General features: G+C 32.7%; 13 protein-coding genes. 11 read left to right on the forward strand and 2 right to left on the reverse strand.

Annotation, left to right across the window (positions count from 1 at the left end):
• Positions 1 to 507: 507 nt before the first annotated feature.
• Together JFU50_RS28850 and JFU50_RS28855 are read right to left on the reverse strand one after the other, a co-directional pair.
• Complete coding sequence (locus JFU50_RS28850; protein ID WP_201225386.1) at positions 508 to 1,467, reverse strand: hypothetical protein; 960 nt, start codon at positions 1,465 to 1,467, stop codon at positions 508 to 510.
• A 60-nt stretch (positions 1,468 to 1,527) separates the two neighbouring features.
• Positions 1,528 to 1,980, reverse strand: a complete 453-nt coding sequence (locus JFU50_RS28855) for a hypothetical protein (RefSeq protein ID WP_201225388.1) — start codon at positions 1,978 to 1,980, stop codon at positions 1,528 to 1,530.
• A 467-nt stretch (positions 1,981 to 2,447) separates the two neighbouring features.
• Here JFU50_RS28855 and JFU50_RS28860 point away from each other — a divergent pair, with 467 nt between their 5' ends.
• From JFU50_RS28860 to JFU50_RS28905, 11 genes are all read left to right on the forward strand, one after another.
• Complete coding sequence (locus tag JFU50_RS28860; protein ID WP_201225391.1) at positions 2,448 to 2,840, forward strand: hypothetical protein; 393 nt, start codon at positions 2,448 to 2,450, stop codon at positions 2,838 to 2,840.
• 138 nt (positions 2,841 to 2,978) lie between these two features.
• Positions 2,979 to 3,227: a hypothetical protein gene (locus JFU50_RS28865; protein ID WP_201225393.1), complete on the forward strand. Its 249-nt coding sequence runs from the start codon at positions 2,979 to 2,981 to the stop codon at positions 3,225 to 3,227.
• Positions 3,228 to 3,533: 306 nt separating this feature from the next.
• On the forward strand, positions 3,534 to 3,974 hold the full coding sequence (locus JFU50_RS28870) for a terpene synthase (protein WP_201225396.1): 441 nt from the start codon (positions 3,534 to 3,536) through the stop codon (positions 3,972 to 3,974).
• Positions 3,975 to 4,245: 271 nt separating this feature from the next.
• Complete coding sequence (locus JFU50_RS31220; RefSeq protein WP_242489171.1) at positions 4,246 to 4,446, forward strand: hypothetical protein; 201 nt, start codon at positions 4,246 to 4,248, stop codon at positions 4,444 to 4,446.
• 33 nt (positions 4,447 to 4,479) lie between these two features.
• Positions 4,480 to 4,917 carry a hypothetical protein gene (locus JFU50_RS28875; protein ID WP_242489172.1) on the forward strand — a complete coding sequence of 146 codons (438 nt, stop codon included), beginning with the start codon at positions 4,480 to 4,482 and terminating at the stop codon, positions 4,915 to 4,917.
• Positions 4,918 to 6,356: 1,439 nt separating this feature from the next.
• Positions 6,357 to 6,989, forward strand: a complete 633-nt coding sequence (locus JFU50_RS28880; RefSeq protein WP_201225398.1) for a type 1 glutamine amidotransferase family protein — start codon at positions 6,357 to 6,359, stop codon at positions 6,987 to 6,989.
• Positions 6,990 to 7,739: 750 nt separating this feature from the next.
• Positions 7,740 to 8,228: a hypothetical protein gene (locus tag JFU50_RS28885; RefSeq protein WP_201225400.1), complete on the forward strand. Its 489-nt coding sequence runs from the start codon at positions 7,740 to 7,742 to the stop codon at positions 8,226 to 8,228.
• Between the two features lie 250 nt (positions 8,229 to 8,478).
• Positions 8,479 to 9,219: a type I methionyl aminopeptidase gene (gene map, locus JFU50_RS28890; RefSeq protein ID WP_201225402.1), complete on the forward strand. Its 741-nt coding sequence runs from the start codon at positions 8,479 to 8,481 to the stop codon at positions 9,217 to 9,219.
• A 293-nt stretch (positions 9,220 to 9,512) separates the two neighbouring features.
• Positions 9,513 to 9,962: an S-Ena type endospore appendage gene (locus JFU50_RS28895; RefSeq protein WP_201225403.1), complete on the forward strand. Its 450-nt coding sequence runs from the start codon at positions 9,513 to 9,515 to the stop codon at positions 9,960 to 9,962.
• 172 nt (positions 9,963 to 10,134) lie between these two features.
• Positions 10,135 to 10,629 carry a BclA C-terminal domain-containing protein gene (locus tag JFU50_RS28900; RefSeq protein WP_242489173.1) on the forward strand — a complete coding sequence of 165 codons (495 nt, stop codon included), beginning with the start codon at positions 10,135 to 10,137 and terminating at the stop codon, positions 10,627 to 10,629.
• Between the two features lie 118 nt (positions 10,630 to 10,747).
• Positions 10,748 to 11,092 (forward strand): DUF3992 domain-containing protein, encoded by a 345-nt coding sequence (locus JFU50_RS28905; RefSeq protein ID WP_397443461.1) that lies wholly within the window; start codon positions 10,748 to 10,750, stop codon positions 11,090 to 11,092.
• Positions 11,093 to 11,209 lie beyond the last annotated feature (117 nt).

Consider the following 11,209-nt stretch of genomic DNA (forward strand, 5'->3'; position numbering starts at 1 on the left):
AATATAAGTTTGTGAAGAAATGTACTTAAACTAACGGGTGCTTTAGTTCATTAAGGTTCACTAAAAATAATCAAACTATTTTATAAAAACTGTAAACAAAATCAATAGAAAAGAATCCAATTTGATCAATCTTTATTTCAAAGCAACAGTTGATTCTTTTATCAACAGATGCCTTAGCACAATAAGAGAAATAAAAAAATCCCTTTCCTAACGTACAGGAAAGGGATTTTTTTTGCTGGGATTTGCTTAACGTACTGGATTCCGAAATGCTGGAGGTACCCTTTCTATACATCTTATTCGATTTCCACAAATATAAGGGATTTAGCATTCGATGCGTGTTCCTGATGAATTCACGTTTGATACGATTGCTTAAAAAAACAACTACCTTTTGGAATTATCTTTTATAGTTTTTACTATGGCTAGAAAAACTATAAATCCAACTATACCCGCGAAACTTAATATATTAATTATAGTAGACAATCCGATTCTTCCCTTCCATTGATAATCTTATTCTTTTTCTTGAATAACTACTCTAAAGGAACCAAAAGCTAGTTGACTCTCATAATTATCAGCAGATACTTCATAAGGAAACGGAAAGGCGATGAATTGGAAATTATTTTCGTTTTCAACTTCCGGTAGTTTAAAATCAAAAAGATATCTAGTTTCTGGAGGAATAGTTGTATATAAGACTTCTGTGTTATCTATAACTGCAACTTGCTCCCAATCTTTTAAAGCTATGACGGCATATCTGAGCTCATCATTCGTTTCATTTCCGGCAGAGAGCTTAAGCTTCTTGCCTTCTTTTTCAGTCATAATTGATTGCAACTTTTCCTGACTATTTGTGATAAATACATTTTCATTTAACCCATCTTTTACAATAGCATCAGGTTTTACTTCCTTTACTTTTTTTACATTTTCGCTGCTGTCAGCTTTGTTGACGGAATACCGCATACTTAAAACTTGTTCTAAAATTCCTGCCTTAATTAGATCGAGTTCCTTCAATTTATACTCTGGCTTTTGCACGATTACAAAAGTCAATTCACTGGAGTCGGAACGAATAGGAACAGAAACTTTGAAGTTTATGGAGCTGTTAGGTTTCATTTCAAAGAAAAATTTATTTACTTCCTGCTCCTTATTTTCAGCTTTGAATTTTACTTGTTTATAATCTTCAAAAATAAGTAAAGTATACTTTCTGTCTTCATCTATGTCGTTGTCTACTGAGGCAACAACTGTTACTTCATTGTCTTTACTATTAAGTGTACTTCCTTGATCTATAAGTTTCCCTTTCAAATTTTCCAAACCATACCCAATCGAACCATACTCATCCGCATTCGTTAGTTCGCGTTCTTTTTCAATATCAACAACGTTAGAAGTGCTTAATTCTTTAGTTGGAGATGAAGAAAAAAACCAGTAAAAAACTCCAAGCAATACCAAAACAGATAACGCAGTAATGTAGTATTTTTTCATAGACCAATCTTCTCCTAATTAAAAGAGATATGCAATGAGCATATCTCTTCATTCTTTTTATTACCAATATGCCTTTGTTTGACCAGTAATATCTTTATACCCTTTAAGTTTAAAAATATGAGTCCCAACAGCCCAATCATTCCCAAAGTATGCTGTTCCGTTCATTGTTTTAACTCCAATATAGTCCGCCTTTTTAGAACTTGCCGAATTAGTTTTGATTAAAGATCCATCACCATTAAAGGTTTTAGCTCGTGCGTAAATATAATCCTGTATCTTATTAGAGGATGATTTAGCTACTGCATAGGCTCCACCTCCAAAAGGTGAATGTGTAGTTAACTTACCGTGAACCTTATTCTTTGCTAGGATGGAACCACCTGTACCATCGGGTACTTGAGTAAATGATTTTTCTTGTGAATTTACCAAACCTTCAGTTTCTGCGGCACTTGCTCCCGTAGCAGAACTTAATATGGATAAACCTAATGCTGTTATCAATAATGACCTTTTCAACTTCAATATAATCCCCTCCATTTATTTGTATATATTTTACTATTTTACTATATAAGTAAATATTTAACAATTTTTTGTAAGGGAGTATCAAAAATAGATATATATCATTTAAAATTAACACGCTCACATTTTTGATAAGAATTTTCATTGTAGGTTATAAGCTAATGAATTAAATGAAACAGAAAATATCAGAAGAAATATATAGGTGTATGAAAATAATTAGAGAAAATGATTTAAATCCAATTGTTTAAGAAAATTCACATAATGTGAATTTTTAATTTTGGGATTATTTACATTAACATCCTTTCAAATTAAAGTAAGAAAGTACCCTTAATTAACTAACAGGTGGTGGACTAAAAGGGGTTGCTGCGGCAGCCTTTTTCTTATGGCACTAACGGGGCAGTTTAGTTGAAGAAGGAACTTTAACTTTATGGTATTATTTAGGAAAGAGAATTGTTGTTAGGAGGACAGTAATGGGTGGTTCGCTTGTCTTGAAAATTTTGTTGATACCGATTGTTGGCATTGGTCTTTATATTACATTTAAATATATTAGACCAATGGTACCAATACCAGGGTTTACTGTGTACAAATCCTCTGGGATAACAGTGGACTATCCTTCTGTTGATTTAGAAAATAAAGAAGTTATTGGAACAGTTTCGTTTAAAGATACAAAAATAATGACGGTAATTGTAAATGTACAATCAAATTATGTTAAGGTTGAAGGCAGTGTTGAGAATACTCGTAAGGGTCAAATTGATAGTGACTATATTGATATGGTTAAAAACCAGGCTGAATTTTTCATTGAAAACAAAATAAGTAACCCTAAAAAGTATTATGAACAGTTTATAGAAGCTGATCCTTCTTGAACTAACGGGTGCTTTACTTCAATAAGGAAGGTTGCTGAGGCAACCTTTTCTTATGGCACTAACGGGGCAGGTTAGTTTAACAAGAATTCCCTTAAATATTTGGTGTTTTGGTAAAATTAAGTTGTGGGAGGGGTTGAAATGGATAAAGAACTTGAAGATATAATTGTTAAATCTTTTTTTAATAGAAGAATCCAACAAAGAGTTTTGTTCGAACTTTTTTCGGCAAAAAAACGAATGGATGCAATAGGCAGATTAAATCATAATTACTTAACTACACTCAGGGAGGAATTTATGATTGAAATACCAAAGCCTAATTCTGACCCAGAAGAAATAGAAAATCTATTGAAAAAACAAGGTGCTGGTAATGATTGTTACGCAATGTCTTAGAATGATTCTATCGACGGAAAGTATATGTCTTTAACTTCGGCTTTAGAGGTGTCAGTCGGTGAAGGATTTCCATCAATAATCTCGTGTATCCCTGGAAAACTCGCCTACTTTGAAGCAGAACAGTCATATGGTCCTCCACCAAGGTTTATTCTGAAAAGAAAATAATCCTTGTTGAACTAACGGGGCAGGTTAGTTGAATAAAAAATGTTTGTTTTTTATAGTTTCAGAAGGGTAATTTGTTTAGACTAAAGAATATGTACAGATATTACGGCAGGTCATAAATTAATATTTGGATAGGTGAAAAAAATGATTTCAATCGATAGAAAACTAAGATTACGAGATTTAGAAGTTTTTCGTTTCTTTAAAGACAATAAAATGCTGGCTTATGTCATTATTGAAGATACTAGAGGACCCTTTACAGAAGAAGATAAAAAGTTAGAGCCACTTTGTTTTTTAGATGACGAAGATATAAATGGAATTGTTAATGTATTTAGAATTTATCTCCTATCAGATGAACCTTTAGAAAAAGAGGATTCGATTATGTTAAGACAGTTTTTTGGAGAATTAGTTGACATTAGTTCTGTTACAAACTATATTACTCAAGAATTTATACAAAAAGACTTATATGAACATGTGGATGATTCTTGGGATGTTAAAACTTATCAAAGAATGTTAGATATAGTTGGTTCAAAGTATAAAATCATATCAATTGATGAAAAAAATTGGTTAAATTTATCTCAAGAATAATGTCAATTTAGTTGAAGCATGGGTTGCTTGGGCAACTCTTTTTTCTTATTGGGGTAGAGTCAGGAAAATGCGCATTTACAACGATAAGCATTTTGATACAAGTCTTATGAGACATTATATAGCCTAATTTAGAGGTACTTTGAATGTGTCTCAATAGGTTCTACTCTATTGAGATTGTGAATGATAGTACTTAAACTATCGGGGCAGTTTAGTTTAATAAGTTCAAATGATAAGATAAAAGAAATGATGGCGAATATAGGGGCGATTTATAATGGATAACTGGAGAAATAATACGATTTGGTTTGAACAAATACCAGATAATCATCAGTCTTACTTAAACTTAAAAGAAGATAAGTATAATGAGATGGAGCTTGAAAACATTGAGTATTTAACTCTTTGGCATCATAAAAAGAATAAGCTGGGCAACTTTGTTGGTATTCCTGAAAATCTCCTCTATCTAGAATTAAACTAGTCCAATATACAAGATTTCCTTGGGATAGAAAAAATGAATAAATTAAAGCGTTTAGAATTACATTATTGTACTAAATTACAAAATGATTTTGGTTTTTCTGGATTAGCCAATACGCTAGAACATTTACATATTAATCAATCTAAGAAATTTGTACCAAATGAAGAATTTTTCTCTCTGAAAAATCTTCGGGTCCTGTGCCTTAATTCTTGCGGTAATCTTGAGAATTTGAATTTTTTAAATCAATTTCCTAACCTAATTGACTTTAGATTTGTTGATACTAATGTGTTAGATGGTGACTTATCACCAATTTTAGACCATCCAACAATCCGAAGTGTAGGCTTTCTGAATAAGAGACATTACAATATTAAAGATGATAAAATGGATGCTTTGTTAAAGGATAAAAATGGTGGAGAAGAATTTAAAACTGTTATCAAGTATGGAAAATATGAGACTTTTAGATATATTTATTAACTCAATTCTTAATGAACTAACGGGTGCGTTAGCTGAAGATCAAGCTGTCTTTAAGGTAGCTTTTTTTATGCAACTATCGGGGCAGGATAGTTCAACAAGCATAGTGTATTCGGACTGTTCAGTAGCGTTTTTTTTATATCTTTCTCCTAATTTTTCGTCTAATAATATATAAAACTCGCGATAATATAGTAAACATAAGTTAAATGACTAATTGTGACTAAGCAAAGCGAACAGATATTTATTAATTTTGAATACCCCACCTTTTTAAAAAGACGGTAGATTAATAAGAGAAGACCTAGAATAATCAATTGTAATATAAATGTTATATAGATATATGCATGTAAAGACTCGCCCATTCCAATGTAAATACCTGTACCTACTAACATAACCCCTAATAGTACAGATATCGCAATAAGATAACTTAGGGTACTACTCTTATTTTCTACCATTTGTGGTGCAAAAAATGTTATTCCTAACACCATGAAACATATCAAAATATGAAGCAACCATACTAACATGATTAAATCTCCTATCTTCACCTAATCGCATTTGATGTTCTGTATAATTTAGCTTTTAGAGAATTTATTCTAGCTTTTTTAATTCCTCCCTTTAATTATCGTCATTATTCCAACTATCGTAACAACATTCTTTTGGAATACCCCGTAATTTAAATTATACTTCGCAGTTTGGGTCAACTCTACAATAATCTTTAATGAACTAACGGGTGCGTTAGCTGAAGATTGGAGCTGTCTTTAAGGCAGTTTTTTCTTATGGAACTAACGGGGCAGTATGTTTATTAAGATGATATAATAAAATTACAGTGATTAAATGCAAGTACCTTGTTCCACTAACAGGCGCAAGAGTTGAAGAAAATATGAGTTAATTGAACTTTATCACTTTAGGAATTATAGTTGAGGTGCCTAAGAATAAATGGAGGAATATCCCAAAAGAACTGAAACATATAAAAGAAAAGAGCCCCCAGGCATTTTGTTTTTTTATGGTTCTTATCTGCTATTAACTGAATTACTTCCTATCCAATATAGGAACATATGGACAGCATTGGTTGTATCTCTTATTATTATAATTACTCTTTTGGTGGTTATTGATAGAATAAAGGGCTGGTATTATACAAAGTGGATTGTGTTTATTCTTATTTTTATATTGGGTGAAGGTTTATATATCTTCAATTCAATAACATAAATTGGAATTGAAATACCACTATTCTAATTTAACTAACGGGTGCGTTAGCTGAAGATCGGAGCTGTCTTTAAGGCAGCTTTTTCTTATGGAACTATCGGGGCAGGATAGTTCAATAAGAAATAGACAATTGGTTAATTGTGGTATATAATCGCATTAAAAGGAACGTACGTTCTTTTTGATGGAGTAGCTTTTGATGTGGAAAAAATAAACTATGAAAATTATGATTGGAGTGTTAGTGGATGAAAATAAAAAAAGTTTATCTATATGTATTTAATACAATGTCAGACTGGGAATATGGATATTTAATTGCTGAACTAAATTCAGGAAGATATTTCAAAAAGGATTTAGCACCTTTAAAAGTAATTACAGTAGGAGCGAATAAAGAAATTATTACTACGATGGGGGGACTGAGTATAAAACCAGATATTGCCCTTGATGAATGTAACTTTGATAGTAAAGATCTTGTAATTCTACCTGGAGGGAATACATGGGGAGAAGCTATTCATGAACCTATCTTGAAAAAAATTGGCGAGGCTTTAAAGCTTGGCACTATTGTTGCTGCTATTTGTGGTGCAACTGAGGGACTAGCGAATATGGGATATCTAGATTCTAGAAAGCATACAAGCAATAGCTTAGAGTATATTAAAATGGTCTGTCCTAATTATAAAGGAGAAAATTTTTATGAGATGGAACCTGTAGTAACTGGTGAAAATTTGGTTACTGCATCAGGAGTAGCTCCTTTGGAATTTGCGATGGAAGTACTGAAAAAATTAGATGTATTTGCACCAGATACATTACATTCGTGGTATAACCTAAATAAGACTCACAAACTTGAATACTTCTTCCAACTAATGAACTCAATAAATAAGTGAGTTTAAAAATCAACTTGGCAGTTTTATTTTACTTGAAATAATCTCCATACTTTTTGCGATGTCAAAGTATAGTTTTTGTACATAACTTAAAAATTTTAGAGAAGTTAATAGAGATTGTGAATGATTATACTTAAAATATCAGGTGCGTTAGTTGAGAACCGGGGCTGCCATTTGGTGGCCTTTTTGCTTAATGAACTAAAGGGGCAGGATAGTTCAAGAGGACTTTTCAATATGACACCAAATAAATGGAATTATGTGTTAAAGTTTTATAAGAAGATTAGGAACTCGAATTTAAAGGGAGATAAAGATGAGAAATGTAATTTATATATTAATTACTATTTTGATTTGGATATTATCAGGAACTTTTTTGTTCATTCATAGTAATGGGATGATGAATGTTAGTCCTTGGGGAATGCACACTTTTGTTAATATAACGATACAAATAGCAGTTATTTTTTTACCGATTATTGGACTATTTTTGTCAATTCTTATTAAGAAAAGAGTCATAAGGTATGTAATGATTTTAGGATGCTTAATAAACATTTATTATCTCTCCATTCCATTTACCTTTGTCTGGTTACATTACTTTAAGGTCGTTTAAATACAGTAGAATACTTTTTGAAAAGTAAAAGTTGCTTTGGCAGCTCTCTTTCTTATGGAACTATCGGGGCAGTTTAGTTTAAGAAGAAATTGTCTCATAATCTATACAATACCCTTATAATAAAGATAAAAAAGTAGGTGTGTAACCAATTGATTTCTTGGAAGATAACAAAATATAATCCTAAAAACAAAGATGAAAGAGGTTATTATCTTGATGACAAGGAATGGACTTGTTTTTCAGAGGTGGAAACAGTAGTAATTGAAGAAGATTATTTGAGAACAGAATCAAATTATATAAACGCAATTACTACTTTTATGGATGAGATGGGTTTAAATAAGGTTTATTTAAACGCTTTAGAGATATGGTCTGACGAGGTTGCGAATCAAAATGCTTCTGGTTTTTTATCAAAAATGTGGGTGGGCAAAGGCGTAACTACTCAAGAAATCAATGAGTTAGCAAAGTTAACTTTAAGGAATGTTATTTGGTGTAAGTTAAGTTACAAAAACGATTTTTTTGTTCATTTCGGATACGATTACTATATGTACATTGGGGCAAATAAGGATTGTCCTAACGCCCGTAAAAAGGTTGAAGATTCTGGATTATTTGTTGAGAATTTTAATTCTCCTTATTTAAATTAGTACCACAATTTCAGTGAGGTTTATACGAAAGTTATTCAACTAACGGGTGCGTTAGCGCCATAAGAAGGCCGCCAATTGGCGGCCTTTTGAACGTATGATTCTTAGCATTATCATACATTCAAATTCAAGTGGAAAAGTATGATACAATCAAGGCTTTTGAATGTTATGATTAAGAAAATCTGGTGGCAGATGTTATGGCATAGAAGGAATTAATTGCAGAGTCTATGAAAAAAAAATGAGGTGAAGAAAAATGGTTGCAAAAACAGAAGAAGATTTTAATGGTTTGAAGGAAATTGGCAAAATTGTTGCCTCCATTAGAGATGAATTGGTACAAAGAACAATTCCTGGCATAACGACCAAAGAACTTGACGATATAGCCGGAGAGCTTTTAGAGAAAGCAGGTGCAGTTTCAGCCCCAAAAGGTGAATATGATTTTCCTGGCTATACTTGCATTAGTGTTAATGAAGAAGTGGCACATGGCATTCCGGGTCCTCGGGTTATTCATGAAGGAGATTTAGTAAATATAGATGTTTCTGGTTCCAAAAACGGTTATTTCGCAGATACAGGAATCTCGTTTGTAGTAGGCGAAGGCGAAGCAGTATTAACCCAAATATGCGACGTTGCTAAAAAGGCATTTGAAGCAGGTCTTAAGAAAGCAAAACCCGGTTCCAAAAAAAGTAGAATCGGAAAAGCAGTATTCGAAACAGCGAGACAGCATGGATTCACTGTTATCAAAAACCTTACAGGACATGGTGTTGGACGTAGAATACACGAAGCACCTGACCATATTTGTAATTATTATGATCCATGGGATAATGAAATATTAAAGGAAGGGATGGTTATCGCATTCGAACCATTTATCTCAACCTTTGAAGAAGAAGCATTACAAAAAGAAGACGGTTGGACCTATGCCACAGAAAAAAGCTATGTAGCTCAATTGGAACATACGATTATCCTTACTAAAAATGGTCCAATTATTGTCACACTTTAATTCAAACATACGCGAAAAAGAAAAATATATGGAGTTCGCTTACTAACGGATGCGTTAGCGCCATAAGAAGGCCGCCAATTGGCGGCCTTTTGAATGTGCGATTCTTTATATTATCGTACATTCAAGTTAAATAAAAAATACTCAACTCTTTATCGAAAAATATAGTCCTTTCTAGTTGATAACTGTGCTAATTTCACTATAATTCCACAGATGTACAAGCATTCTCTAAAAAAAAGAATTAAATATAGAGTGAACAAGCTCAAACACCTTTGTAAAGAAAGGAGGAATCCTTTGTGGGAAAAGAGAAGAACAAGAAATGTAATTGTGAAAAAAAAGAAAAAAAGAAGCCGAAACCCCCAAAACCACCCTGTCCACCTGAATATAAATGCTTTCCTAAACCATTTTGCGATATTGAAATCGTTTGTACAAAAACTTGTGGAAATATACATTTAAATCATGATGTTCGCGATTTGAACATTTGGAAAAAAGGATTGGATGAAAAAACGATTGTCACTGCATCCTTTTTCAATAGCTCCTCTAGTTCAGTTTCCCTTCGAGTTGTTGTGATTCGTATGGGGAAAATTCCTGTTGTACTTAATATCCCAAAAGGAAACTCACTTTCGGCAACTGTAGAAGATGCTGTTTCTATAATTGTATCTCATGAAGGAGAAGGAACAGTTGATGGGACATACTGTTTGGAAATATGTTTTCCTTTTCGCGACAAAAAATTCTTCTTCAACTAACGGTGTGTTAGCGCCATAAAAAGCCGCCAATTGGCGGCCTTTTAAATGTAAGATCATTTTAATAATCATACGTTCTAACGAAAGTGAAAAAATACAAAGTTTCCTATCCTAAAAAGAAGAATACCTTATAAAAAGGGTTTGTACTTTTTATTAACAAAGGAGAGAACAAAAGTTGACGAACAACCTTAATTTTTGTGGGCCACTGGGAAAATGTTGTTCAGGAGAAATTCAAGGGCCAAGTGTAACTGCTAATTCTATGTTTGCCTCTAATACAGTAGGTACTGTGATTTCGGTAGCTCTCGGAGGCGCTACCAGTATTCCCCTTCCCAATAATCAAAACTTAGATAGTTTTGTAACTAATGGTGCAAACACCATTTTCACTGTCCCAGTAACCGGCCGTTACTACATTACCTATCAAATTAATACAACAGCTGCACTCGGACTAGGAGCTGGTTCAAGAATTTTACTAAATGGTACTACTCCAATTCCAGGTTCTATATTAAGACCAGTTATAAGCGTTTCAACCTTTAATAATGATGTCATTGTAAACCTAACTGCTGGTGACACAATTTCATTGCAATTATCTAGCAGTATACTCTTAGTAGCTACTCTCTTATCAGCAGGAGGATCAACAGGTGCATCCCTAACAATTATTAGAGTAGAGTAAAGGGATAATATTTGAAGTACTAATACACTTTTGAACTCTTAAATAACAAAAAACAGATATTATCAACATTATATGGCACTGAATTTATTCTAAATATAAATTAGGAGGGAGATTAATATTGATGCAATTCGGGAATTGTTGTAATGGTCTATTAGGGAGTGTAAATGATGCAGTGTGTTTTACTGTTGATTTAAGTAATACAGCTGGGGTAGCTTTAGAGCTTTGGAATGATGCTACCCCTTTTATTATAAATGGAACAATTGTAGTAGAAAACAACGGAATTATCGGAGCTTCACCAACGGCTGCTCTCTCTGTAAATGGAACTCCAGTTGGTGGATTTATAGTCACAGCAGGTCAAGTCAAATCTATTACTATGAACAATATAAATTCGATTGGACTCATCGGATCAGGTACAGGAACAGCAAGTATCAGAGTTTCATTTTCCTTAAATTATAAATTTTAATTGGAATTTAGAAAAAATTATAAAAAGTGTCATACCATTGTTGAAAAAAGAAGGTGTTTCTGGAAGAAAGGACCTTGAAAAACAGTTCTATATTTTAGGGTAAAAAGAAGCTAGAGT

Source organism: Peribacillus sp. TH14 (assembly GCF_016651145.1).
Lineage (GTDB): Bacteria > Bacillota > Bacilli > Bacillales > DSM-1321 > Peribacillus > Peribacillus butanolivorans.

What these genes read in the sequence shown, in the direction of transcription:
- JFU50_RS28875 (WP_242489172.1), top strand. Translation starts at nt 4,480, where the DNA reads ATGAATAAATTAAAGCGTTTAGAATTACATTATTGTACTAAATTACAA.
- map (WP_201225402.1), top strand. Translation starts at nt 8,479, where the DNA reads ATGGTTGCAAAAACAGAAGAAGATTTTAATGGTTTGAAGGAAATTGGC.
- JFU50_RS28860 (WP_201225391.1), top strand. Translation starts at nt 2,448, where the DNA reads ATGGGTGGTTCGCTTGTCTTGAAAATTTTGTTGATACCGATTGTTGGC.
- JFU50_RS31220 (WP_242489171.1), top strand. Translation starts at nt 4,246, where the DNA reads ATGGATAACTGGAGAAATAATACGATTTGGTTTGAACAAATACCAGAT.
- JFU50_RS28865 (WP_201225393.1), top strand. Translation starts at nt 2,979, where the DNA reads ATGGATAAAGAACTTGAAGATATAATTGTTAAATCTTTTTTTAATAGA.
- JFU50_RS28850 (WP_201225386.1), bottom strand. Translation starts at nt 1,467, where the DNA reads ATGAAAAAATACTACATTACTGCGTTATCTGTTTTGGTATTGCTTGGA.
- JFU50_RS28880 (WP_201225398.1), top strand. Translation starts at nt 6,357, where the DNA reads ATGAAAATAAAAAAAGTTTATCTATATGTATTTAATACAATGTCAGAC.
- JFU50_RS28870 (WP_201225396.1), top strand. Translation starts at nt 3,534, where the DNA reads ATGATTTCAATCGATAGAAAACTAAGATTACGAGATTTAGAAGTTTTT.